The sequence below is a fragment of the Cobetia sp. Ld8 genome (genome assembly GCF_045066615.1).
In the GTDB taxonomy this organism is placed as follows: Bacteria; Pseudomonadota; Gammaproteobacteria; order Pseudomonadales; family Halomonadaceae; genus Cobetia; species Cobetia amphilecti.
The window spans coordinates 1,060,588-1,083,259 of record NZ_JBISHF010000008.1 but is presented as its reverse complement, the minus strand read 5'-3'; the positions used below and the strand labels follow the sequence as shown (position 1 = coordinate 1,083,259).

Here is a 22,672-nt window from a genome sequence, read left to right as displayed (position 1 = left end):
AGGTCATTCGATGATGTCGCCGCGCAGCAGGTACTTGCAGACTGCCACGGTGCTGACGAAACCGAGCATGGCGATCAACAGCGCCGCCTCGAAGTAGGACTTGCTGTTGAGCTGGATGCCGAACAGCACGATCAGGGCGATGGAGTTCACGTACATGGTGTCCACCGCCAGAATGCGGTCCGGCAGGTCCGGCCCGATGGCGAGCCGGAAGACGTTGAGCACCAGCGAGGCGGCGAACAGCGCGATGCTGATCCACAGGGCGATGTCTAGCATTCGAAGATCTCCTTGAGCGGACGCTCGTAGCGCTGGCGGATCTCGTCGATCAACTCCTGCTCATCCTCGACATCCAGCGCGTGGATGATCAGATGGCGACCATCCAGCGTCAGATAGGCCGAGACCGTGCCTGGTGTCAGCGTGATGGTGCTCGACAGCAGGGTGATCGGGAACTTCTCCTCAAGCTCCAGCGGATAGCGCACGAAGGCCGGCCGGAACTTGGCGCGCGGATTGAGGATCAGGTAGGACACCTGCAGGTTGGCGATGATGATGTCCATGATCACGCGCAGGAAATAGCTGATCAGCCGCCAGGGCTTCTGGAGGTCGGGCTGCGGCTCCCAGAAGCGGTAGGTCAGGATGGGAATCGCGATGGCCAGCACTGCCCCGAGCAGGATCTGACCGGGCGCGACGCTGTTCTGCAGCATCAGCCAGACGATCAACAGCAGCACCGACAGCATCGGCGTGGGCAAGAGACGGGAACGAGGCTTGATCATGAGACATCTCCCTTCAGCGGCGGCGCGGTTTCCGGTGCCGCGTCCTTGCCGAGCAAGGATTCAAGATAGGGGGCCGGGTTGGACAGCTGCTCGGCGGTGGCCTTGGTCCAGTTCGCCAGCGGCCCCGCGAAGATGACCAGCATCAGCGCGGCCGAGATCAGCCCGCCAGTGGCGATGCCACGGGCTACGCCGGTGCGCTCGCCGCTGGGCTCGGCCTTGCTGGTGCGCCAGAACACGCTGGAACCGGCGCGTGAGCAGGCGACCAGCGAGCACAGACCGGCCAGCAGCAGCAGCGGCCACAGCCAGATCTGCTGCTCCGGCGTCGCCGAGGCGAGAATCAGCGCCTTGCCGATGGCGCCCGAGAACGGTGGCAGCCCGGCGGCGGCGGCGGTGCCGATCAGGAAGAGGCCGCCCAGCAGGCCTGCCTGCAGCAGCGGGCGCGAGCGCACGATGCGTGCCCCGGCCTTGCCGCGCTGACCGGCGACCACGTCGACCAGCAGGAAGAGCCCGCCGGTGACCAGCGTCGAGTGGATCAGGTAGAACAGCAGCGCGCTGTCTGCCTCGATCGTGTTCATGCCCAGCGCCGTCAGCAGCGTGCCCACCGATACCATCACCAGATAGGCCACCAGGGTGCGCAGATCACGCGCCGAGAGCACACCCAGCATCGCCACCACCAGGGTGGCGAGTCCCGCCCACCACAGCCAGTCACGACCGAGGTCCGCCAGTGCGCCAGCGTTGTCGGTGAAGATCAGCGAGTAGACGCGCAGGATGGAATAGATACCGACCTTGGTCATGATCGCGAACAGCGCCGCCACCGGTGCCGAGGCCGCGGCATAGGCGCGTGGCAGCCAGAAGTACAGCGGCAGCATCGCCGCCTTGAGGCCGAACACCACCAGCAACAGCAGGCCACCGGCTTCCATCAGGCCGGCACGGCCCGGATCGAGCGTGGTGACGATGACCGCCATGTCGGCCATGTTCAGGGTGCCGGTCACGCCGTACAGGATACCCAGCGCGATCAGGAAGAACGCCGAGCCCATCAGGTTCAGCACCACATAGTGCAGCGCCGACAGCGTGCGTGCCTTGCTGCCGCCATGCAGCAGCAGGGCGTAGGAGGCGATCAACAGCACCTCGAAGAACACGAACAGGTTGAACAGGTCGCCGGTCAGGAAGGCGCCGTTGATGCCCATCAGCTGCAGCAGGAACAGACCATGGAAGTTGGAGCCGGTCTCATCGATGCCCGCCGTGGCGTACAGACAGGCCAGCAGTCCCAGCAGCGAGCTGAGCAGTACCATGGTCGCCGACAGGCGATCCAGCACCAGCACGATCCCGAACGGCGGCTGCCAGTCGCCCAGCGCGTAGTAGCGGATGGTGCCATCACCGGCCTGCACCACCAGCGCGATGGCGATGGCCACCATCAATGCCTGGGCCACCAGGCTGACCGTGCGGCGCAGAATCGGTGAGGTGGCACGACTCAGCAGCAGGCCCGCCCCCACCAGCAGCGGCAGGACAATCGGAAGGACAATCAGGTGTTGCAGCATCACTTGGTGTCCTCTTTCTCTTTCGAATCATCCAGGCGATTGCCGTTGACGTGGTCACTGCCCAGATCGCCGCGCGCGCGCATCGCCAGAATGACCACGAAGGCCGTCATGGCGAAGCCGATCACGATGGCGGTCAGCACCAGCGCCTGAGGCAGCGGGTCAGCCGCTGGTGAACCGGCACCGACCACGGCTGGATTGCCGTGCATCGCAAGGCCACCCATGGAGAACAGGAACAGGTTGACGGCGTAGGACAGCAGCGTCAGGCCGACCACGACGGGGAAGGTGCGGCCGCGCAGGGTGAGGTAGACACCGCAGGCGGCCAGCAGGCCGGTGGTAGTGGCGTAGAGGGCTTCCATCACATCTTCTCCTTGGTCGGGCGATGCGGAGTCGTCAGCTTGCCCAGATTGGCGAGAATCATCAGGGTCGCGCCGACCACGGTCAGGTAGACGCCGAGGTCGAACAGCAGCGCGGTGGCCAGCTCGATTTCCCCGATGACGGGCAGGGTGAAGTGGCCGAAGGAGGATGTCAGGAACGGATAGCCGAACACCCAGCTGCCGGCGCCGGTCAGGCCGGCGATCAACACCCCGGCCGCCGCGACGGGCTGATAGGGGAAGCGCAGCCAGCGCTGCGTCCAGTCCACGCCACGCGCGATGTAGAGCAGGATGATGGCCACTGCCGTCACCAGGCCGGCGATGAAGCCGCCGCCCGGCGCATTGTGGCCACGCAGGAAGATGTAGACCGAGACCAGCAGTGCCAGCGGCAGCAGCGTCTGGGAAACGGTGGCCAGGATCATCGGATGGCGATCCGGCGACCAGCCACGGCCATCCAGGTCACTGGACGGCATGAACAGGCGCAGACGGTTGAGCAGCTTGAAGATCGCCAGACCCGCGATGCCCAGTACGGTGATCTCACCCAGCGTATCGAAGCCACGGAAGTCGACCAGAATCACGTTGACCACGTTATGGCCACCGCCACCGGAGACCGCATTGGCCATGAAGAAGTCGGAGATCGACTCCACCGGGCGGGTCAGGATGGCGAAGTTGAGGCTCGCCACCACCACGCCGAAGGCACTGGCCAGCAGCACGTCGCGCATGATGCGGCGTGCGCTGGATTCCTTGGGCGTGCGCTGGGGCAGGAAGAACAGCGCCAGCATCAGCAGGATCATCGTCACCACCTCGACCGCCAGCTGGGTCAGTGCCAGGTCAGGTGCGGCGAAGCGCGCGAAGGCCAGCGAGGTCATCAGGCCGACCACGGACAGCATCAGCAGCGAGATCAGGCGCTTGCGGTGGGTGATCGCGGTGCCGAGGCCGGCCAGGCCGGTGATCACGGCGCCGGTCAGCAGCATGCCATCGAAGGGCTGTTGCTCAAGCTCCCCGCCCAGTTGCGGCACGGCCAGCAGGCCGATGCCGACGAACAGCAGCGCGGTCAGCAGCAGCCACAGCATGTAGCGCTGCAGCGAGCCGTTCTCGAAGCTGTCCATGCTGCGCTCGGAAAGCTTGACGAGACGCTGCACGTTGGCCTCGAACACCAGCAAGGCATTGCGGGCGCGGAACTGGCGCTGGAAGGAATAGAGATGATGGCGCAGGGCATAGACGGCGACGCCGCCCGCCAGCGCGATACCGCTCATCAGCAGCGGCAGGTTGAAACCGTGCCAGATGGCGAGGCTGAAGTCCGGTACCGGTCCGGCCAGCACGCTGGCGGAGGCACTGACCAGCAGGTCCTTGATCACCAGCGACGGCAGGATACCGACCAGCAGACAGATCAGCACCAGCACCTCGATGGGCAGCTTCATGTAGCGCGGCGGCTCATGCGGGGTCTTGGGCAGATCCTTCGGCTCGCCATTGAAGAAGACATCGTGGATGAAGCGCAGCGAGTAGGCCACCGACAGGATGCCACCGAGGGTCGCCAGCGCCGGAATCAGCCACGACAGACCGCCCAGCAGCTGGGCATCGAGGCTCTCGGCGAAGAACATCTCCTTGGACAGGAAGCCGTTGAGCAGCGGCACGCCGGCCATCGAGGCCGAGGCGACCATCGCCAGCACAGTGGTATGCGGCATGTAGCGATACAGGCCGTTGAGCTTGCGGATGTCACGCGTGCCGCACTCGTGATCGACGATGCCGGCGGCCATGAACAGCGAGGCCTTGAAGGTGGCGTGGTTGATGATGTGCAGCAGGCCCGCGACGGCGGCCATCTGGCTGTTGAAGCCGAACAGCAGCGTGATCAGGCCCAGGTGACTGATGGTCGAGAAGGCCAGCACGCCCTTGAGGTCCTGCTTCATCAGCGCGAACCAGGCGCCATACAGCAGGGTGGCCAGACCGGTCAGGCTGACGATGTAGAACCACAGGTCTGTCCCCGCGAGCACCGGGTGCATGCGCGCCAGCAGGAAGACACCGGCCTTGACCATGGTGGCGGAGTGCAGGAAGGCGGACACCGGCGTCGGTGCCGACATCGCATGGGGCAGCCAGAACTGGAACGGGAACTGGGCCGACTTGGTGAAGGCGCCCAGCAGCACCAGCACCAGCGCGACCGGATAGAGCTCGTGGGAGCGGATCTGGTCCGCCGCGGCCAGTACGTCATCGAACTGGTAGCTGCCGACGATATGCCCGATGACCAGAATACCGGCCAGCAGTGCCAGACCCCCGGCGCCGGTGACGGTCAGGGCCATGCGGGCGCCCTTGCGCGCCTCGCTCAGCTGGTACCAGTAACCGATCAGCAGGAAGGAACTCAGGCTGGTCAGCTCCCAGAACACCCACATCAGCAGCAGGTTGTCTGCCATCACGATGCCGAGCATCGCAGTCATGAACAGCATCAGGAAGCTGTAGAGGCGTGCCAGTGAATCCTCGCCCGACAGGTAATAGCGGGAATAGAGGATGATCAGCAGGCCAATGCCGAGAATCAGCAGCACGAACAGCCCCGACAGACCATCGAAGCGCAGCGACAGGTTGAGTCCCAGCTCCGCGATCCAGGGCAGATGGAACTGGGGCACCATGCCCGAGAAGACGTCTCCGAGGTGGAAGACGGCGATACCGAGTGCTATGGCAGGCGCCACCGCGGTCAGCCAGGCAAGGCGTGCACGGGGCAGATTTCTGGCCATCAAGGGCACCAGGGCACCGAGTAACGGCAATAGCACGATCAACAGCAGGGTCATGGAAGACTCGCTCCAGTCGTTGTTGTAGTACGTAGTCCGTCATTCGTGGGCAGCGCAGACACAGGCTCAGGGCCGGACTGCCAGCTTCGAGATCGGGAGGCGGAGTTTCGGCCACTGGGTGCCGACAGAATAGGCGAGCGCACTGCAGGTTGCCGCGATGAAGTGCCGGACACACGAGACTTTGTCAGGAAGACGTTCTCATGGGGCCATGCGAGACACGACATGCGTCACGCGGCAGCAAGGGTTGGCAGTGGCTGGCTCAGGCTGCACGGAGGATCTGGCGCGGGTTCAGCGCGTCAATCGCTCCGGGCATGACGTTACCGTCGCAAGGGGCGGATCCGTCAGGAAGGGGAGTCGCACGGCACGGGGTGCCAGCATCCAGGATGGGATGAGGTCCGCAGCGCGTCCCCGGCTGCCCGCAACGGGCAGACGGCGAATATGCCGGGTTGGTGCGGTCATGTCATGTCTTGCGAGCATGGCCGTATTCCTCCTGAAGCCCCTGGATGACAAGTGTGTGTTCGAGTGGAGACACTTGCGCGATCTTGTTGAAAACATTGATGGAACGTGACCTAACCTCTCGAATGTATCACGCACTTGCACCCCTCGCCAGCGCATGCCCGACCCGCCGGAACGCGACATGTACCGTGTGAAGTGTTGTACAAGATGTCGATTTTCTTGTACAAATATTGCACGCCATACGTTCCACGGAGTCATCATGCACGAGGTCGCCAGCATGAATTCGGGCAACGCACCGGAAACCTCTCTGGTGTGGTTGCGTCACGACCTGCGGCTGGAAGACAACCCGCTGTTCGCGCTGCCCCTGTCACGTCGCCCGCATCAGATGCTGGTGATGTATGTCTTCGACCGTCGCTGGCTGACGCCGAGCGACGGCTTGCCGCGCCTGGGGCCAGCGCGTCTGCGCCTGCTGTGGCAGAGCCTGATGAATCTGCGAGGCATGCTGCTGCGCCGCGGCAGCGACCTGCTGGTGCGCGTCGGGGACCCCGTCGAGGAAGTGCTGACGCAGGTCGCCCAGCATGATGTCCAGTGTCTGGAAGTCAGCCTCGCCGCCGCGCCGGAAGACAGCCGCGCCCTGCAGCAGCTCTCACGGCGTCTGCCGGCCTCGACCCGGCTCCACTGTCATCCTGCTGACCAGATCGCCTTCGATAGCCAGCTGCTGGATGGCCCTCTGCTTGATCGCCTGCTGCCGGGCAGATCCCCCCGCGAAGAGACGGCTCGCCTGCGTGTGGCGCATGAAGCGTCCTGCGTTGTAGACGAGCGTGCGGCTCCCTCCAGTGATCTCACTCTGCGTGACACGGCCTCTGCTGATACAGGCGCATCAGGCGATCATGACGCCCTGACGACCTGCGCCGCGCTTGCCTCGCGGGTGCTGCGCGCCAGTGGTGGCGATGACGCTGGCGTGGCCGACCTGATGCTGCCGCCTTGTGCTGTGCTGACGCCGACGCCCGGCGCCATGCAGGCACGCCCTCAGCGCGAGGCTCTCTCTCAACGCGAGGCTCTGTCTCAACACGAGCCTTTGCCGACAGGGTTGAACGATGAGCAGTGGCGCGCGCTGTGCGAGGCGCAGTCACCCTTGCAGGGGCTGCCCTATTCCCTGCCGCCGTGGCCCGATTCTGCCTCGCGTGGCTTTCCGCCGCTGGATGCCATCTGTGGCTCGGCGCAAGCCTGGCAGCCGGCGACTGCCAGGCTTGCGGAGCTGCAGGGTGGCGAGGAACCCGCCCGCGCATACCTGTCGACCTTGCTGTGGGGCAAGGCCTGGGCGAAGGGAGATGCCGGCAAGGGCGATGACGACTCGATCGAAGGGGCGTCCTATCAGCGATCGCACTCTGTCGATGCCGAAGGCGCTGGTGTGCCGACGGGACTGGCACCCCAGCGGGAGGCGGGGAAGACGCTGGACGATATGCAATTGATGGCGCGCCCGGCGGATGCATGGCCACTGGCAGCATGGCTGGCGCTGGGTTGCATCAGTCCGCGCCGCATTCTGCAGGTACTGGATGCCCGCCGCCGCGAGGCGGGTGATGAGGCGATCAATCAGCAGCTGCTGGCCATCGTGCTGCAGCGTGAGTGCTGGCAGCGCATGCTGCGTGACAAGGATGAGGAGGCTCGCGCGGCCTGGTATGGCGCCGCGTTGCGGGAAGACGCCGCAAATGACGCCGCCTTTGCGCGCTGGAGCGAAGGGCGAACCGGCGATGCCCGGGCCGACAAGGCCATGCAGGTGCTGGTACGTGAAGGCTGGTTGCCGTGGTCCGAGCGCAAGTATCTGGCCGGTGTCTGGCTGGAGGGCGGCGGCGACTGGCGGTTGGGCGCGCGCTGGTTCGAGCGTTGCCTGCTCGATTACGACGCCGCCATCCATTGGGGCGAATGGCGGCATCTGGCGGGCTTCGATGTGTGATCGGACGGTGTCGATATCACGCCAGTCGTCCGGGAAGACCCAAGCCCTGGTGGCACCTCATCCATGACCTGCTGCTTCCATGACCTGCTGCTATGACTTGGCGCTCTTCAGCCCAGACGGGCCAATAGCGCCGTGACGGCTGTCTCGACGCGCAGGATGCGCTCGCCCAGATGCACCCCTTCAAAGCCTGCCGCCATGAATTTCTCGACCTCATAGTCCACGAAGCCGCCTTCCGGGCCGATGGCCAGCATCACCGGCTCGCGGACGGCGCGTGGGCATTCATCCGGCATGCCCGGATGGGCGATGATGCCACGCGGAGGCGTGCCTGATGCTGGCGTCATCAGTGCTGGCAGGCGGTCTTCCACGAAGGGCTTGAACAGTTTCTCGTGGGTCACCGTCGGCATGATGGTGTCACGCGCCTGCTCCAGTCCCAGCACCAGATGCTGGCGAATCTTGTCTTCCTTGAGCTCCGGCGACTGCCAATAACTCTTCTCGACCCGCCGCGTATGCAGCAGGGTGATGTGCTTCACGCCCAATGCCGTGACGTGTTCCAGCGAGCGTGCCAGCATGCGCGGGCGCGGCAGCGCCAGCAGCAGATGCACGTCGAGTGGCGCCGGCGGCTGACGGTCCAGCGTCAGGCTGAATTCGGCGCTGTCCGCCTCCAGTCGCTCCAGGCGGCCACGGCCGATCAGGCCACCCTCCACCCCCAGCGTCATCTCGTCGCCGACACTGGCACGATGCACCTCACGCAGATGGCGCAGGCGGCGTGGGTCCGTGACACGTGCATGGTCCTGAGCGGTCAGGTCGTCAGCGCCGAGCAAAATCAGATTCATGGCAATACCGGGGCAGTGGAGGGCGGGATGCATCGCTTACAGACAGCGGCAAGCGGGCGTTATTCTAGCATGTCGTGCATGCTGACCCGACGGGGACAGCGTTGGCATGGCGTCAATGGCTGACGCGTGGAGACGCCTTTTCTTGCAGTCCCCCCCCTTGAGTGCACAATGAAGAAAAATCGACAGGAGCCTGACACGTGCGAGTGATCCGCAAATATGCCAATCGGCGCCTATATGACACCGAGCAGAGCCGCTACGTGACCCTGGAAGACCTGCGCAGCCTGGTGCTGGCGGAAGAGGTCTTCAAGGTCGAGGACGCCAAGAGCGGTGAGGACCTCACGCGCACCATCCTGCTGACCATCATCATCGAGCAGGAGCAGGGCGAGGGCGAGGCCGAGGTCTTCTCCAACGAGCTGCTGGAGCAGTTCATCCGCATCTACGCGATGGCCAAGCCGCTGCCGCTGGCCGGTTATCTGGAGCAGGGCACGCGGCTGATGATGGAACAGCAGCAGCGCATGCAGGAGCAGTGGTCCCAGGCCATGCGTCACTCGCCGATGGAGATGATGCGCGAGGTCGCCGAAGAGAACCTGCGCTTCTGGCAGCAGGCCATGGGCGCTGGCATGGGTGCTGGCAAGAACGCCTCACGCTCACAGCCGAGCGATGCGGATGCGGCGCCTGATGAGTCGGATACGCCGCCGGACGATGAGCGGCGCTGAGTGTGACACCGTGTCAGATCCAGCTTTCACATAAATTCATCGTGATGTGAAAAGGGGCGCCCCGAGCAGGGCGCCTTTCTGCCATAATGCGCAGCCTGATATTTCCTCGGTAGCTCGCGCCATGCGGGTAGCCCTGATCCTCACTGGCTCATGAAGGTTGAAAAGATGAAGGTCCTGATCATCGGCGGCGGTGGCCGCGAACATGCGCTGGCCTGGAAGGCCGCCCAGTCATCCCGTGTCGAGGAGGTCTTCGTGGCGCCCGGAAATGCGGGTACGGCGCGCGAGTCCAAGCTGACCAATCTGGCGATTGCCGCTGACGATCTCGATGCGCTGGTCGCCTTCGCGCGTGACAACGCCATCGAGCTGACCATCGTCGGCCCGGAAGCGCCGCTGGTGATCGGCGTGGTCGATCGCTTCCGCGAGGCGGGGCTCAAGTGCTTCGGCCCGACGGCCGGCGCCGCCCAGCTGGAAGGCTCCAAGGCCTTCACCAAGGACTTCCTGGCGCGTCATGCCATCCCGACCGGCGACTATGCGACCTTCGCGGAGGTCGATGCGGCGCTTGAGTACCTGGCGGCCCATCCGGCGCCCATCGTCATCAAGGCCGATGGCCTGGCGGCAGGCAAGGGTGTCGTGGTCGCGATGAGCGACGAGGAAGCCCGCGCCGCCGTGCGTGACATGCTCGAGGACAACGCCTTCGGCGATGCCGGCGCACGCGTGGTGATCGAGGAATTCCTCGACGGCGAGGAAGCCAGCTTCATCGTGATGGTCGACGGCGAGAACGTGCTGCCGATGGCCACCAGTCAGGATCACAAGCGCGTCGGCGAAGGCGATACCGGCCCCAACACCGGCGGCATGGGGGCCTACTCTCCGGCGCCGGTGGTGACGGCTGACGTTCACCAGCGCGTGATGGACGAGATCATCCTGCCCACCGTGCGTGGCATGGCGGCCGAAGGCCATCCCTATACCGGCTTCCTGTATGCCGGCCTGATGATCGATGCCCAGGGCGCGCCGAAGATCATCGAGTACAACTGCCGCTTCGGTGACCCGGAAACCCAGCCGATCATGGTGCGTCTGAAGTCCGATCTGGTCGCGCTGTGTCTGGCCGCTGAAGACGGGCGTCTCGACACCCAGACCTGCGAGTGGGATTCCCGCGCGGCGGTCGGCGTGGTGCTGGCAGCTGGCGGCTACCCGGCCAGCTACCGCAAGGGCGATGTCATCAGTGGCTTCGACGCTGCCGAAGCGACCGGCTGCAAGGTCTTCCATGCCGGCACCGCCGAGCAGGACGGCCAGGTCGTCACCAGCGGTGGTCGCGTGCTGTGCGTCACCGCACTGGGCGACAGCGTCGCGGCGGCCACCGAGCGTGCCTATGAAGGCGTCGATGCCATCAGCTGGCAGGACATGCTGGTGCGTCGCGACATCGCCTGGCGCGCCATCGCTCGCGAGCGCGGCGATAGCTGAAAGCGCTGAGTCGCACGGGCCATCGCCCTGCGACATGCCTGCTTCACGACAAGACCCGGCCTCAGGCCGGGTCTTGTCGTTGGGGTGTCTCTGGACGCCCTGAGCGCCTACGACCATCGTGTCGGGGTCTGGTCATGTCGGTGTCGGGCATGCGATAACCCTAGTCATCCTATATTCCTTCTTGAGGCTGACCGGCGTCGAAAGATGGCGTCGCCGTCCGCCCTGAACCCTTTTCCTGTCTCGCCGACAAGGAGTCTGCATGGACCGTATCCGGCTTGAATTTCCGGTTTCCCGCCTGGTACATCGCCACCCGATGACGATTCGGGTCAGCGACATCAACTATGGCCAGCACCTGGGCCACGACAGCGTAGTCAGCCTGGCGCACGAGGCGCGGGGCCAGGCCTGGCAGGCGCTGGGCTTCCCCGAATGGAACATCGATGGGCTGATGAGCATCGTCGCGGATCTCGCCGTGCAGTATCAGGGCGAGGGTCGGCTGGGCGACGCGCTCGTGGTGGAAACGGCCATCGACAGCGTGTCCGGCAAGGGGCTTGGCGTCCATCACCGCCTGCTGCGTGTCAGCGATGACGCGGTACTGGCGACGCTGCGCGTCGGGCTGGTGTTCGCTGGCGAGCAGGGGCTGGCGGAGCCGAGCGCGCGCGCCAGTGCCGCCATCGAGCAGGCCGTCTCAGCCATGTCGTCCCGGGTAGCCAACTGATGTCGCGGGAATATCCGATCATCGCCGTGACGGGGTCTTCCGGCGCGGGTACCACCACTGTCATGCGCACCTTCGAGCGCATGTTCTCGCGTGAGGCGATTCATGCCGCCTACGTGGATGGGGATGCCTTTCACCGCTATACCCGTGACGAGCTGGTGCGCATGTTTCAGGAGGCGCCGGAGCGCAAGCGCGAGCTGTCTCACTTCGCCGTCGAGGCCAACCAGCTGGATCGTCTGGAAGCGCTGTTCGTCGAATATGGCGAGCAGGGCTCCGGCACGCATCGTCACTACATCCATGCCGAAGACAAGCGCATGATCGAGGCCGGCTACAAGGTCGGCACCTTCACCGAATGGCAGTCGCTGCCGGACTGTACGGACCTGCTGTTCTACGAGGGGCTGCATGGCGGGCTGGTGACGCCGGAGCATGACATCGCGCGTCATGTCGATCTGCTGATCGGGGTGGCACCGACCATGAATCTGGAGTGGATCCAGAAGATCGATCGGGACACCAAGCTGCGCGGGCACTCCCAGGAAGCAGTGGTGGACACCATCCTGAGCCGCATGGATGACTACGTACGCTACATCCAGCCGCAGTTCTCACGCACGCACATCAACTTCCAGCGCGTGCCGACGGTGGATACCTCCAACCCCTTCGAGCCGCAGGATATCCCGACGGACGCCGAGTCGATGGTCGTGATCCACTTCCGCGATCCCGGCAGTGTCGACTTCCCGTTCCTGCTCGCGATGATCCAGGGCTCGTTCATGTCGCGCCCGCATACGCTGGTGGTGCCCGGCGCGCTGATGGCACTGGCCATCGAGCTGATCATCACGCCGCTGGTCAAGAGTCTGCTGGCGCAGCGGCGGTTTCGCTAGCGGGAGACATGAAGGGGGCTGGGCTTGGGGTGGCTCAGTGCTTGCGGCCCTTGAGGCGTGGCAGGATGCCTTTCTTCCAGGCGCGCAGGGTGCGATTCAGGCGGCCACTGCGGATCAGCAGGTGCGCCTCGCGGGTGCTCAACGGCAGGCCGAGGGTGCGTTGCTTGAGCTTCAGCGAGTGACGCAGGTCGAAGCGGCGCATCATGCGCGCAAGAGTGGCCGTGCCCGGCAGGCGCGGCAGGCGGACGGCAGAGGTGAAGTCGATCAGGACCGGCACGCCATCGCGCAGCACGACGTTGGAGCCACGGATGTCGTTGTGGGCCATCTGACGCTGATGGAGTTGCTGCACGACGAGAATCAGCTGCTGACTGAGGCGGGCATCCGTCACGTCATCCAGGGCGGCATCACTCAGCAACGGCCCGGGGATGTACTCCATCGCCAGCGACAGCGGTGACAGGCGCGCCACGGCGCGGGGGGCGTGTATCCAGTCGCCCAGACGCTCGAGCATCTTCAGCTCATGGCGTACCAGCCAGCGTGCCACCAATGCCGCCGGCGTGCCGGCATAGCGGCGGTAATCCTTGCAGACCACCGGCTGGCCATTGAGGTGCGTGATATAGACCTCGGCCTTGAGAAAGCCCTTGGCACGCTGCAGGAACTCGCCCGGGGCCTGCTCGCCGTCAACACGCGCGACCCTGGGCGCGGCACGCAGTACAGCGCGCGCCTTCTCGGCGCGCGTAGGCTCAGCGCGATCGACGGCGGGGGCGCCGACAGTGGCCGTTCGTGTCTCGCCGTGAGAACCAAGGCCGGCCTCCAGTTCGGGGTTGGCCTTGCGCAGGGAGGAATCTTGGCGAGTGAACACGGGCATGACAGTCGGCTTCTCGTTAGCGGGGTAACAATGATTATCCTACTGTTTTCCTCATTCGCCCACTGGCAGCGGTGAATCAGTCTGTTTCCCTAAAGGCGACATTGCCCTGTCCGCCAACTGGCCCGCGTTTTCCTGCGTCTGCCCTTGGCCTGTTGCCCGGCTGGCGCTACGCTGGCAGGCCACGCTGCCGTGGGCAGCCCCACTTCAAGGGAGAAGGTGTCATGGACTGTCTGTTCTGCAAGATCATCAACCGCGAGATTCCCGCCGATATCGTCTATGAGGATGATGAGGTGCTGGCCTTCAATGACATCAATCCGCAGGCGCCGACCCATGTGTTGATCATCCCTAAGCAGCACATCGCCACGCTCAACGATATCGAGGAGCATCAGCTGGCCACGGTAGGGCGCCTGCAGTACACCGCCGCCAGACTGGCGAAGGACTACGGTTTTGCCGAGGGCGGTTATCGCGTGGTGATGAACTGCAATGAAGATGGCGGCCAGACGGTCTATCATATTCATATGCACCTGATGGGTGGTCGCCGCTTCACATGGCCGGCTGGCTGAGCCGGCATAGAGCAGGCGCCTGTACCGGCGGTTCGCGGGCAGGTAGCGGCTAGCGATAACAAGCGCGCGGCACACAGGCGCATACCGGCAATGTCGTGAAAACGGCATTGCCGGTTTTGCATTGGGGAAGCCACGGCGCAAGGGAGCCGGTCAGGCCTCGTCCGGCGACACTCTGCCCCTTACCGTCGCGGGCTGGCTTGCGTAAGATGGCCTCATTGCTCACGCCGTGCAGGAGTCTTCCCATGCCGCATTCCGATGCCATTTCGGCGCAACGTCATCACAGCCGCGCCGATCAGTTGATCCATCAGTTCGACACCGTACTGCGTACCCTGGTGCCGCATGCCGCCCAGCCGTCGCGTCCCTCTCCGGCGGGCGACATCCATGACGAAGCGATCAGTGACGAAGAGCGCCAGCACGCCGCTGGCCTGATGCGCATCAATCACACCGGCGAGGTGTGTGCCCAGGCGCTCTATCAGGGTCAGGGATTCACGGCGCGTCTGCCCGAGACGCGCACGCAGATGGAGCTGGCTGCCCAGGAAGAGATCGACCACCTGGCCTGGTGCGATGCACGACTCGTCGAGCTGGATGCCAATACCAGCCTGCTCAATCCGCTGTTCTACATGACGAGCTTCGCCCTCGGTGCAGCGGCTGGTGCCATCAATGACAAGGTCAGCCTCGGGTTCGTGGCCGCGACCGAAGAGCTGGTCGGCGAGCACCTGTCGAAGCACCAGCAGACGCTGCCCGAGGGCGATCAGCGCTCACGTGCCGTGTTGCGCCAGATGGAAATCGACGAAGCCCATCATGAGCAGTGGGCACTGGAAGCCGGTGGTCATCGCTTCCCGGGGCCGCTGAAGAGCGCCATGCGCCTGATGTCCAAGGTGATGACGGCCAGCGTCTATCGGGTGTGATGGTCAGACGCCGGAGCTTGCCTTGGCAGCTTCAGGACGCTGCAAAACACAAAGGCCGCCCCATGGGGCGGCCTTTGTGTTTTGGGCGAACGTCGTGATGATCAATACGAGACGATCATTGCGAATCGGCCAGTGCGAGTCGGCCAATGTGAGACGCTCAGCGGTCTCTGGCGTCAGGGCTTATTCCTTGACCTGGTATTCACCGTCCAGCGTCTCGGTGCTGCTGCCGTCTTCACGCGTGGCATCACGCGAGTAGTTCTGGCGGCCACTGGCCTTGTCCTGGGCCTCCTGCATGCGCTGCTGCATCTCGCTCATGCGCTTTTTCATGCGACGGCGGATGAAGGGCAGCATGATGATGCCGAGTACCATCATCACCAGCGCCGCGAACAGGCTGAAGATCATGACCACGCCACCGATCAGCCAGGCGGCGACCAGCTTGAGGCCGGACAGGCCATTGGAGGGGCGTTGGTTGCCTGCATTGGCCTGCCATTGGCGAGCCTGGTTCCACAGAGTGTTGTGCTGTTGGCCTTGCATGTGTCTTCTCCACGATAGAGCCGGGCCGTCAGGCCGGGCGAGGATGACCCGATAGGTGAAAGTGGGTGGTCGGGGATATCGGGTCAGGAAACAGGGGTATTGCCCTCCCGGCGCAACGGGCATTCGTGCTCTGGGCCGGGGGATGGGTAAGTGGGGCTCGATGCGACGCACTTTTGCATGAGGCGCTTGATGGCATCGGGCGGCCGGTTGACTCGTTCAGCATCGAAGTTGGCATCGTTGCCGTCAAGCGGCTTCGGCGTTGATCCAGCGCTGGATGTCGGGTTCAGTCCTCGAACCACTTCAAGGCACGGCGGCTGGACAAGCGGGTCGATCAGTTCACGGCCGGTAATCCGGATTCATGGATACGCTGGCGGCGAGGTTGAGAGCGTTGCCCGGCAGCGGCATGTTCAATGTCATCCGTTGCGGCCTGCCTTGCGCATCGCGCCCGTGAATCTGGGTGGCGTGCGCAGCGACTTCGACGCTCTGTACACTCTTGATGCCGTCGACAGCGGCAAAATTCAAGGTCTGGCGCATGCTGTCGCCATCGATGGCCTTGTCGCCGGGCGCGGAATCACTCTGGCGCAGCGCTTCGCTGATGAATTCTCCATCGGCGAGATTGATGGCCAGTTCCATCTGCCACCCATTATGCCCCCAGCCCGTGAACTGAACATGATCGTCGCGGATATCCATCGTACTGAATTCCATCATGCCCTTGCGACTGGCGTGGATCATCATCTGCGTGAGCAGCTCTGGCGCGAGCCCTTGAGTAGTCGCGGCCTCAGAGTTATCTGTCGCAGGCTTACCGGCTGTGCGGGTGGCGGCCGTGTCCAGCGCGCTATCCCCGGCATCATCGCCGAGCATGGCGTGCGCCTTGCCGTCATCTGAGTGCTCGCTGGTCGAGGGCCCATTTGCAGAGAGCCCTGCGGTCGAGAGTTCTGCCGCCGACAGCTGATGGCGCACCGGCAGGTCCTCGATGCCATTGGCATAGGCGGGAACCGAACCCAGCATCAGGCCGAGTGCGCTGACGCCCAGGCCGTGTCGCCAGTGCTGGACTGCGCGGCTGGCGAGCCAGAAGCGTGACGGGGCGGCACCTGCGGCCGAGGACGGCGGCTGCCGGGATGCGGAGTCTGATTCACGAACGGGAGCAATACGGGACGCGGCTGATGGGGACATGACACCCTCCTCAAGGATGGCTGGGCATGGCACTCACTGTGGGCCAGGCGACCTTGCGCGACGCTGAGACGTGAATTCATCTGAGGTTCATTGCCTCCTGTCAGTCTCTGCATCACAGGGTCAGTGGTTGCTCTAGCGTTGGTCCGCGTTGTTCCAACGCAGGTTTGATTGCACATTCCGTTGCTAGATTGAGCGCCACGCGCAAGCGCCCGCCTTGGGCGCACACCAGCCCCGCCGTCATTCACGAGGTTCCTCTTCATGCAGACTCCCCACAAGGCTCAGCCAGACGCCCGTGCAGCGCGTGGCAGTCAATGGCGGCAACGCTATGTCTGGCTGTGCTTCGGGCTCGGGAGCCTGCTGGTCGGAGCACTGGCACTGCCGCCGCATGCGCTGTGTGACAGCGAGCGCTGGCGCAGCCTGCACGACGAAGTCGCCGCCGGACGTGTCATTTCGTTGTCCGAGCTGCTCGATAGCCTCGAGCGCGACTGGCTGGGGCAGGTGGTCGAGGTGGAACTCGAAGAGACGCATGGCGAGCTGATCTATGAGGTCGAGATGCTCGGGCCACAGGGCCAGATGGCCAGATTCACCGTGCGCGCCTCGGATGGCAGCCTGCGTGAGGTGCGCGGCGTCAATCTGGATGCCATGCGTCGCGCTGGCAGCGGTTCCTTGTCCGAGCCCCTGACCAGGCCCTTGCCCGAGACGGACGACGCGCCGCTCGTGACTGACGGCGCCAATGCCGAGGTCGAGAGTCAGTAAGGCGAGGCAGGCAGTGGCCAGGCAGTGCCAGCGCAGGCTGTGACAAGGGCGCCGAGGGTGCCTGGCGGCCCTGAGGAACGGTATGCTAGTGCCATTGTCCATTGCGCCACCGGTAGAACGCCGCTTGCGTCAGGAGCCCGAGAATCGATGAAGATATTGCTGGTTGAAGATGACATGCCGTTGGCCGAAGCGCTGATGGCGCGCCTGGGGGAGGCCGATGTACTGGTCGAGCATGCCACCACCGGGGGAGACGCCGACTTTTTGATCCAGACCGAGAGCTACGATGCCGTAGTGCTGGATCTCGGCCTGCCGGACGGTGATGGCACGCGCTGGCTGGCCCAGTGGCGAGAGGCCGGCATCGAGGTGCCGGTGCTGGTGCTGACCGCGCGCGAGCGCTGGTCTGACAAGGCTGCCGGCTTCTCTGCCGGCGCCGATGATTACGTCACCAAGCCCTTCGAGACCGCCGAGGTCATCTTCCGTCTGCGCGCCCTGGTGCGTCGCTCTCGCGGCCATGCCCACCCCGTGCTCAAGCTGGGTGATCTGGCCTGCGACACCCACGGCGGTACCGTCAGCCTGGCGGGGCGCCCCGTGTCGCTGACCGCCCAGGAAACGCGCCTGCTGATGCACCTGATGCACGCCGTGCCCGGTGTGGTCAGCCGTTCTGAACTGGTCGAGCATGTCTATGACCGCGACCACGAACCCGATTCCAACGTCATCGACGTGCAGATCAGCCGTCTGCGCCGCAAGCTGGGTGCCGAGCGCATCGAGACGCTGCGCGGGCGTGGCTATCGTCTGCGTGATCCGGACGCCGAGACACAGACGCCGGCGAATGGCAGCGACGCATGAAGCCACTGTCCGTCGGCCGCCGCTTGCTGGGCGGCTCGCTGGTCATTGCCTTGATCGTCATGCCGCTGACTGGACTCGGTCTGGCCTGGAGCTTCCGTGACGCCGTGACTACCGCCTTCGACCAGCGCCTGCTGTCGCTGTCGAAGGTGCTGATCGCCGCCATCCAGTTCGACCGCGAGAAGGGCCGCCCCGGCCTGACCCGCTCGCTGGGCGACCCGCGCTTCGATCAGGCCTATTCGGGCTGGTACTGGCAGATTTCCGACCGCAACGGCAATGTGCTGACGTCGCGCTCGCTGTGGGACCAACGCCTGCCGCCGCTGGAAGACATGGACAAGGGCGTCATCATCAGTCGTGACCTCAAGGGCCCGCGCCATCAGGTGTTGCGCTCCCTCGAGCGCGATATCCGCCTGCCCGGCCGCAACCAGCCACTGCACGTGATGGTGGCGGCCAGTCGTAGCGAGGTCGACGCCGAGGTCGCGCGCTTCGAGTGGCTGCTGGCGGGTGCGCTGGTCGCGCTGGCATCGCTTTTGGTGTGCGGCTCTGCCGCGCAGATCAGCTGGGGGCTGGCGCCTCTGCGGCGCCTGCGGGCTCGCCTCAAGAAGGTCGCCGATGGCGAGGCGGAGCGGCTGGAAGAGACCCGTCTGCCGCCGGAGCTGACCGAGCTGACCCGCGCCATCAATGCCGTGCTCGAGCGAGATCAGCGCTTGATCGAGCGCGGGCGTGCGGCGGCCGGCAATCTGGCGCATGCGCTCAAGACGCCGGTCAGCGTGCTCAAGGCCCAGTCCGAGCGCTTCGACGGCGAGGACCGTGCGCGGATCGACGCCGAGCTCAAGCGCATCGATGAAGCCGTTCGCCACCATCTGGCGCGTGCCAGTGCCGCGGGTGGCGCGCACCTCAGCGGGCGCATCAGCCTGCGTGAGGCGGCGGGGCCGGTCTTCGAGGGACTCGGGCGCTTGGCGAGCCGGCGTGGCATCACGCTCAGTCTGGCGCTGGAGGACGACGCCAGCGTGCGGGTCGACCCGCAGGACCTGCAGGAAATGGTCGGCAACCTGCTCGAGAACGCCTTGCAGTGGGCTCGCCAGCAGGTGCGCGTCAGCAGCGAGACCCGCGATGGCGGCGTGCTGTTGATCATCGAGGACGATGGCCCCGGCATGAATGAAGAAGAGGGCGCCGCCGCGCTGGGGCGTGGGGCGCGTCTTGATGAGGGGCGCTCCGGTTCCGGTCTGGGGCTGGCGATCGTCGATGATCTGATGGCGCTCTACGGGGGCGAGCTGGCACTTGAGCGCTCCAGCCTGGGCGGCCTGGCGGCACGCGTCTGGCTGCCGAGCTCCCCTTTGGTCGGGGCGCAGCCGACGGAGTGACAGGGCGCCGCCTCGTTTATCGGCGATCTTGTCTTGATAGCTCAGCGCTATCACAGCCATCCCGAGAGATGATTGGGCGCGGCCAGGACGACACCGTATTCTGACGGTGTCCGGCTGGCAGCCGGACGGGCTTCGTTTCTGAGTCTCGTCTGCCGCGCCCTACGGTGATGACGAACTGGCGCTCCTTCGGGAGCGCTTTTTTTTTGCCTGTCATTCACCACGCCATGCCTGATCGACGATGCTCAAGGCGCCGATTGAACGCTGGCAGGGCTAACGGTCACGCTCAGGATCGCATAGGCTGTCAGAGAGTAAGCATCCGTTGCCGGGCGTCAGGAGGTGGTGATGAAGGACATGACAATGTGTGCTCAGCATGGCGATCTGGAGGGCCTGGCACAGGCATTGGCCGCTCCCGATGCGCACGAGCGAGTCAATGACGTGGATTATCGCGGGCGCTCTCCATTGCTGGTCGCGGTGCAGGCCAATCAGCCGGAGGCGGTGGAGGCCCTGCTGGCCGCCGGCGCCGATTGCGAGCAGACCGATGCCCTGCACGACACGCCCCTGCTGGCCGCGGCCGCACTCGGCTATGGCCGCTGCCTGAGCCGGCTGCTGGCGCATGGCGCCTCGGCGACGGTGCTCAATCGTTTCTCTTCCACTGCGCTGATGTCGGCCAGTGAGCGTGGCCATGCCGATATCTGCCGTCAGCTGCTCGAGGAGACCGATGTCGACGTCAATCACCAGAATACGCTCGGCTGGACGGCACTGATCGAGGCCGTGTTGCTGGGGGATGGCGGCGTTGACTATCAACGGGTCGTCGAGCAGCTGCTGGCCCACGGTGCCGACGTCAATCTGGCGGACGCCGAAGGTGTCACGCCGCTGGCGCATGCGCGCTGGCGCCAGTTCGAGGCGCTGAGCGAGAGGCTGGAAGCGGCCGGCGGACACGAGCAGGGCGTTGCCCATGACGTGAGCGACGACGTCCAGGCCCGTACCTCGACACCGCGTCGTGCATGATGGCACCGACCACAAGGAGGCATCGCATGGCGTTGACCTGGGGACTGATCATCATCGGCATCGCCTTGCTGCTGCTCGGTGGCTATCGCTGGCAGCAGGCGCAGTCCTTCGCCCGCAACAGCGCGCAGGTGATGGGCGAGGTCATCAACCACGACCGCACGCTGCACGTCGAAGGGCGTGGCCCGATCCATCTGCCCAAGGGTGGCAAACTCAGCGAGGATGAGGCTCTGGCGATGGCGGGGCTGCCGCCGGGTGGGCGCTTCAATATCGAGTCGATCCAGTATGCGCCCGTGGTGCGCTATCAGGATCAGCGTGATGGCTGGCACGAGATCATCTCGCCGCTGGCGGTGCCCTCGCCGACACCCGCCGTGGGGGAGAGCGTGGCGCTGGTCTATCGCCTCGATGCCCCGCATGAGGCCAGTCTGCCGGGGACGCGCGGCTGGCTGATCGGGGTGCCGTTGATTCTCGGCTTCGCACTGTGCGCCGTCGGCCTGCGTCTGCTGTTGCGGGGTGGTGGTGGATGAGTGATTCAGGGGGCGGCGCGACCCGCCGTTATGGTGTCGGCATGCTGGTGCTGTGCTGGGCGCTGATTCTCGCCATGCTGGTGTGGTGGTTTCAGGGCCAGCTTGATGAGCGCACCCGGCCCAATGCCTCGCTGGCTGGCCAGTCGCTGTCATCTGGCGAGCCACTGACGCTGTCGCGCAATCGCTCAGGGCACTTCGTGGCCCCCGGCACGATCAATGATCAACCGGTGACCTTCCTGCTCGATACCGGCGCCACCTATGTCTCGGTGTCCGAAGCGCTGGCCGAGCGCCTGCAGTTGCCACGCGGGCGGGATGCGCGCTTCACTACCGCCAATGGCGTCAGCCACGGTGCCCTGACCACACTGGACGCTGTCAGTCTGGCGGGGCTCAGCCAGCGCGAGGTGCGCGGGGCCATCGTGCCGGGCATGCACGATGAGGTGGTGCTGCTGGGTATGAGTTTCCTGGGGGAGTTCGATATCAACATGCGCGGTCAGCAGATGACGCTGACGCCGGTGGATGGCGCTGGCGGCGGCCGATAACGCCAGTGGCTGACACAGATGGCTGACAGGGCTGGCAAGAAGGGCAGCTGACACTCCACCGCTCTGCCAGCAGGCCCCGCAAACGACAACGCCCCGCTCATGATCACCATGAGCGGGGCGTTTCACGTCTGGGGTGTCAGAGCAGGTGCTCAGTCTTTCCTGGGCGGCTCGACATGGCCACCGAAGCCGAAGCGCATCGCTGACAGCAGGCGGTTGGCGTAGGTGTTTTCCTTGCGCGAGCTGAAGCGCGAGAACAGCGCATTGGCCAGCACCGGCACCGCGACACCCTGCTCGACGGCGGCATCGACGGTCCAGCGGCCTTCGCCACTGTCGGAGACGGCACCGCTGTAGTGGTCCAGACGCTCGTCACCGGCCAGTGCCTGGGCGGTCAGGTCGAGCAGCCAGGAAGACACCACGCTGCCACGACGCCACACCTCGGCGATATCGGCCAGATTGAGGTCGAAGCGCTGATCTTCCGGCAGGGCGTCGGAGCCCTTGCTCTGCATCAGCTCGAAGCCCTCGGCATAAGCCTGCATCAGGCCGTACTCGATGCCGTTATGGACCATCTTCACGTAGTGACCGGCGCCGACCGGGCCGGCGTGGATGTAGCCGCGCTCGGCGCGCTCATCCGGGGCGTTGCGGCCCTTGGTGCGCTCGAGATCGCCATAGCCCGGGGCGAGGGTATCGAACAGCGGCTCGAGATGCTCGAACACGGCCTTCTCGGCACCGATCATCATGCAGTAGCCGCGCTCCAGGCCCCACACGCCGCCGGAAGTGCCCACATCGACGTAGTTCAGGCCCTTCAGCTTGAGGGCCGTGGCACGGCGGATGTCGTCCTTGTAGAAGGTGTTGCCGCCATCGATGATGGTGTCGCCGGCTTCCATCAGCTCGGCAAGCGTGGCGATGGTCTGCTCGGTGATCTCGCCCGCCGGCAGCATGACCCAGACGGCGCGCGGCGCCTCGAGCTGCTGAACCAGTTCCACGAGGCTATCGACGTGCGTCGCACCGTCGGCGACCAGTGACTGTGCGATTGCCGCGTCACGATCATGGGCGACCACTTCGTGGCCATTGCGCATCAAGCGACGAGCGATATTGCCGCCCATGCGGCCGAGTCCGATGATACCGAGTTGCATGTTCG

At 65.0% G+C, this 22,672-nt stretch carries 23 protein-coding genes; 13 read left to right on the top strand and 10 right to left on the bottom strand.

Annotated elements, in window-relative coordinates; all coding sequences use genetic code 11:
- Positions 1–3: 3 nt before the first annotated feature.
- From ACJJV2_RS15435 to ACJJV2_RS15415, 5 genes are read right to left on the bottom strand one after another with little or no spacing between them, the layout of a single operon-like run.
- Positions 4–273, bottom strand: a complete 270-nt coding sequence (locus ACJJV2_RS15435) for a K+/H+ antiporter subunit F (protein WP_043334744.1) — start codon at positions 271–273, stop codon at positions 4–6.
- Entirely contained in the window at positions 267–767 is a 501-nt protein-coding gene (locus ACJJV2_RS15430) for a Na+/H+ antiporter subunit E (protein WP_043334742.1), read from the bottom strand. The genes ACJJV2_RS15435 and ACJJV2_RS15430 overlap by 7 nt, the downstream gene beginning before the upstream one ends.
- Entirely contained in the window at positions 764–2,305 is a 1,542-nt protein-coding gene (locus tag ACJJV2_RS15425; RefSeq protein ID WP_405282074.1) for a monovalent cation/H+ antiporter subunit D, read from the bottom strand. Before ACJJV2_RS15425 ends, ACJJV2_RS15430 begins: the two co-directional genes overlap by 4 nt.
- Positions 2,305–2,661 carry a Na+/H+ antiporter subunit C gene (locus ACJJV2_RS15420; protein ID WP_043334740.1) on the bottom strand — a complete coding sequence of 119 codons (357 nt, stop codon included), beginning with the start codon at positions 2,659–2,661 and terminating at the stop codon, positions 2,305–2,307. Before ACJJV2_RS15420 ends, ACJJV2_RS15425 begins: the two co-directional genes overlap by 1 nt.
- The gene (locus tag ACJJV2_RS15415) at positions 2,661–5,453 is read right to left on the bottom strand and encodes a monovalent cation/H+ antiporter subunit A (protein WP_054555277.1); all 2,793 of its coding nucleotides are present in this window, start codon (positions 5,451–5,453) and stop codon (positions 2,661–2,663) included. Before ACJJV2_RS15415 ends, ACJJV2_RS15420 begins: the two co-directional genes overlap by 1 nt.
- A 715-nt stretch (positions 5,454–6,168) precedes the next feature.
- Between ACJJV2_RS15415 and ACJJV2_RS15410 the strand changes: the two genes are divergently transcribed.
- On the top strand, positions 6,169–7,863 hold the full coding sequence (locus ACJJV2_RS15410) for a deoxyribodipyrimidine photo-lyase (RefSeq protein WP_405282072.1): 1,695 nt from the start codon (positions 6,169–6,171) through the stop codon (positions 7,861–7,863).
- A 107-nt stretch (positions 7,864–7,970) separates the two neighbouring features.
- Here the strand turns inward: ACJJV2_RS15410 and ACJJV2_RS15405 are convergent, their stop codons facing one another.
- Positions 7,971–8,696 carry an RsmE family RNA methyltransferase gene (locus ACJJV2_RS15405; RefSeq protein ID WP_405282071.1) on the bottom strand — a complete coding sequence of 242 codons (726 nt, stop codon included), beginning with the start codon at positions 8,694–8,696 and terminating at the stop codon, positions 7,971–7,973.
- Between the two features lie 197 nt (positions 8,697–8,893).
- Here ACJJV2_RS15405 and phaR point away from each other — a divergent pair, with 197 nt between their 5' ends.
- From phaR to ACJJV2_RS15385, 4 genes are all read left to right on the top strand, one after another.
- Positions 8,894–9,412 carry a polyhydroxyalkanoate synthesis repressor PhaR gene (gene phaR, locus ACJJV2_RS15400; protein ID WP_043334733.1) on the top strand — a complete coding sequence of 173 codons (519 nt, stop codon included), beginning with the start codon at positions 8,894–8,896 and terminating at the stop codon, positions 9,410–9,412.
- Between the two features lie 165 nt (positions 9,413–9,577).
- The gene (gene purD / locus ACJJV2_RS15395) at positions 9,578–10,870 is read left to right on the top strand and encodes a phosphoribosylamine--glycine ligase (RefSeq protein ID WP_043334731.1); all 1,293 of its coding nucleotides are present in this window, start codon (positions 9,578–9,580) and stop codon (positions 10,868–10,870) included.
- Positions 10,871–11,129: 259 nt separating this feature from the next.
- Positions 11,130–11,585, top strand: a complete 456-nt coding sequence (locus ACJJV2_RS15390; protein ID WP_052384717.1) for a thioesterase family protein — start codon at positions 11,130–11,132, stop codon at positions 11,583–11,585.
- Positions 11,585–12,457: a phosphoribulokinase gene (locus ACJJV2_RS15385; RefSeq protein ID WP_043334728.1), complete on the top strand. Its 873-nt coding sequence runs from the start codon at positions 11,585–11,587 to the stop codon at positions 12,455–12,457. The genes ACJJV2_RS15390 and ACJJV2_RS15385 overlap by 1 nt, the downstream gene beginning before the upstream one ends.
- Before the next feature lie 34 nt (positions 12,458–12,491).
- Here ACJJV2_RS15385 and ACJJV2_RS15380 read toward each other — a convergent pair whose 3' ends face one another.
- The gene (locus ACJJV2_RS15380) at positions 12,492–13,322 is read right to left on the bottom strand and encodes an RIO1 family regulatory kinase/ATPase (RefSeq protein WP_405282068.1); all 831 of its coding nucleotides are present in this window, start codon (positions 13,320–13,322) and stop codon (positions 12,492–12,494) included.
- Positions 13,323–13,543: 221 nt separating this feature from the next.
- Here ACJJV2_RS15380 and ACJJV2_RS15375 point away from each other — a divergent pair, with 221 nt between their 5' ends.
- Positions 13,544–13,885 (top strand): histidine triad nucleotide-binding protein, encoded by a 342-nt coding sequence (locus ACJJV2_RS15375; RefSeq protein ID WP_043334727.1) that lies wholly within the window; start codon positions 13,544–13,546, stop codon positions 13,883–13,885.
- A 260-nt stretch (positions 13,886–14,145) separates the two neighbouring features.
- Positions 14,146–14,793, top strand: a complete 648-nt coding sequence (coq7, locus tag ACJJV2_RS15370; protein WP_043334772.1) for a 2-polyprenyl-3-methyl-6-methoxy-1,4-benzoquinone monooxygenase — start codon at positions 14,146–14,148, stop codon at positions 14,791–14,793.
- Positions 14,794–14,973: 180 nt separating this feature from the next.
- Here coq7 and ACJJV2_RS15365 read toward each other — a convergent pair whose 3' ends face one another.
- Together ACJJV2_RS15365 and ACJJV2_RS15360 are read right to left on the bottom strand one after the other, a co-directional pair.
- On the bottom strand, positions 14,974–15,327 hold the full coding sequence (locus ACJJV2_RS15365) for a hypothetical protein (protein ID WP_052384715.1): 354 nt from the start codon (positions 15,325–15,327) through the stop codon (positions 14,974–14,976).
- Between the two features lie 336 nt (positions 15,328–15,663).
- Positions 15,664–16,500 (bottom strand): hypothetical protein, encoded by an 837-nt coding sequence (locus tag ACJJV2_RS15360; protein WP_405282065.1) that lies wholly within the window; start codon positions 16,498–16,500, stop codon positions 15,664–15,666.
- 258 nt (positions 16,501–16,758) lie between these two features.
- Here ACJJV2_RS15360 and ACJJV2_RS15355 point away from each other — a divergent pair, with 258 nt between their 5' ends.
- The 6 genes from ACJJV2_RS15355 to ACJJV2_RS15330 all read left to right on the top strand — a co-directional run bounded on the left by ACJJV2_RS15355 (position 16,759) and on the right by ACJJV2_RS15330 (position 21,534).
- Positions 16,759–17,256, top strand: a complete 498-nt coding sequence (locus ACJJV2_RS15355; RefSeq protein WP_405282063.1) for a PepSY domain-containing protein — start codon at positions 16,759–16,761, stop codon at positions 17,254–17,256.
- A 147-nt stretch (positions 17,257–17,403) separates the two neighbouring features.
- Positions 17,404–18,102: a response regulator transcription factor gene (locus tag ACJJV2_RS15350; RefSeq protein ID WP_405282062.1), complete on the top strand. Its 699-nt coding sequence runs from the start codon at positions 17,404–17,406 to the stop codon at positions 18,100–18,102.
- The gene (locus ACJJV2_RS15345) at positions 18,099–19,463 is read left to right on the top strand and encodes a HAMP domain-containing sensor histidine kinase (protein WP_131431216.1); all 1,365 of its coding nucleotides are present in this window, start codon (positions 18,099–18,101) and stop codon (positions 19,461–19,463) included. The genes ACJJV2_RS15350 and ACJJV2_RS15345 overlap by 4 nt, the downstream gene beginning before the upstream one ends.
- A 342-nt stretch (positions 19,464–19,805) precedes the next feature.
- On the top strand, positions 19,806–20,471 hold the full coding sequence (locus ACJJV2_RS15340; RefSeq protein WP_052384714.1) for an ankyrin repeat domain-containing protein: 666 nt from the start codon (positions 19,806–19,808) through the stop codon (positions 20,469–20,471).
- A gap of 26 nt (positions 20,472–20,497) precedes the next feature.
- Entirely contained in the window at positions 20,498–20,995 is a 498-nt protein-coding gene (locus ACJJV2_RS15335) for a hypothetical protein (protein WP_248379892.1), read from the top strand.
- Positions 20,992–21,534, top strand: coding sequence for a TIGR02281 family clan AA aspartic protease (locus ACJJV2_RS15330; RefSeq protein ID WP_216060141.1), 543 nt, complete (start codon positions 20,992–20,994; stop codon positions 21,532–21,534). The genes ACJJV2_RS15335 and ACJJV2_RS15330 overlap by 4 nt, the downstream gene beginning before the upstream one ends.
- Before the next feature lie 149 nt (positions 21,535–21,683).
- Here ACJJV2_RS15330 and gnd read toward each other — a convergent pair whose 3' ends face one another.
- Positions 21,684–22,667: a phosphogluconate dehydrogenase (NAD(+)-dependent, decarboxylating) gene (gnd, locus tag ACJJV2_RS15325; RefSeq protein WP_043334711.1), complete on the bottom strand. Its 984-nt coding sequence runs from the start codon at positions 22,665–22,667 to the stop codon at positions 21,684–21,686.
- Between the last annotated feature and the right edge of the window lie 5 nt (positions 22,668–22,672).

Coding starts and splice junctions, on each gene's coding strand:
- ACJJV2_RS15435 (WP_043334744.1), bottom strand. CDS start 273: ATGCTAGACATCGCCCTGTGGATCAGCATCGCGCTGTTCGCCGCCTCG.
- ACJJV2_RS15430 (WP_043334742.1), bottom strand. CDS start 767: ATGATCAAGCCTCGTTCCCGTCTCTTGCCCACGCCGATGCTGTCGGTG.
- ACJJV2_RS15425 (WP_405282074.1), bottom strand. CDS start 2,305: ATGCTGCAACACCTGATTGTCCTTCCGATTGTCCTGCCGCTGCTGGTG.
- ACJJV2_RS15420 (WP_043334740.1), bottom strand. CDS start 2,661: ATGGAAGCCCTCTACGCCACTACCACCGGCCTGCTGGCCGCCTGCGGT.
- ACJJV2_RS15415 (WP_054555277.1), bottom strand. CDS start 5,453: ATGACCCTGCTGTTGATCGTGCTATTGCCGTTACTCGGTGCCCTGGTG.
- ACJJV2_RS15410 (WP_405282072.1), top strand. CDS start 6,169: ATGCACGAGGTCGCCAGCATGAATTCGGGCAACGCACCGGAAACCTCT.
- ACJJV2_RS15405 (WP_405282071.1), bottom strand. CDS start 8,696: ATGAATCTGATTTTGCTCGGCGCTGACGACCTGACCGCTCAGGACCAT.
- purD (WP_043334731.1), top strand. CDS start 9,578: ATGAAGGTCCTGATCATCGGCGGCGGTGGCCGCGAACATGCGCTGGCC.
- ACJJV2_RS15390 (WP_052384717.1), top strand. CDS start 11,130: ATGGACCGTATCCGGCTTGAATTTCCGGTTTCCCGCCTGGTACATCGC.
- ACJJV2_RS15385 (WP_043334728.1), top strand. CDS start 11,585: ATGTCGCGGGAATATCCGATCATCGCCGTGACGGGGTCTTCCGGCGCG.
- ACJJV2_RS15380 (WP_405282068.1), bottom strand. CDS start 13,322: ATGCCCGTGTTCACTCGCCAAGATTCCTCCCTGCGCAAGGCCAACCCC.
- ACJJV2_RS15375 (WP_043334727.1), top strand. CDS start 13,544: ATGGACTGTCTGTTCTGCAAGATCATCAACCGCGAGATTCCCGCCGAT.
- ACJJV2_RS15365 (WP_052384715.1), bottom strand. CDS start 15,327: ATGCAAGGCCAACAGCACAACACTCTGTGGAACCAGGCTCGCCAATGG.
- ACJJV2_RS15360 (WP_405282065.1), bottom strand. CDS start 16,500: ATGTCCCCATCAGCCGCGTCCCGTATTGCTCCCGTTCGTGAATCAGAC.
- ACJJV2_RS15355 (WP_405282063.1), top strand. CDS start 16,759: ATGCAGACTCCCCACAAGGCTCAGCCAGACGCCCGTGCAGCGCGTGGC.
- ACJJV2_RS15350 (WP_405282062.1), top strand. CDS start 17,404: ATGAAGATATTGCTGGTTGAAGATGACATGCCGTTGGCCGAAGCGCTG.
- ACJJV2_RS15345 (WP_131431216.1), top strand. CDS start 18,099: ATGAAGCCACTGTCCGTCGGCCGCCGCTTGCTGGGCGGCTCGCTGGTC.
- ACJJV2_RS15340 (WP_052384714.1), top strand. CDS start 19,806: ATGAAGGACATGACAATGTGTGCTCAGCATGGCGATCTGGAGGGCCTG.
- ACJJV2_RS15335 (WP_248379892.1), top strand. CDS start 20,498: ATGGCGTTGACCTGGGGACTGATCATCATCGGCATCGCCTTGCTGCTG.
- ACJJV2_RS15330 (WP_216060141.1), top strand. CDS start 20,992: ATGAGTGATTCAGGGGGCGGCGCGACCCGCCGTTATGGTGTCGGCATG.
- gnd (WP_043334711.1), bottom strand. CDS start 22,667: ATGCAACTCGGTATCATCGGACTCGGCCGCATGGGCGGCAATATCGCT.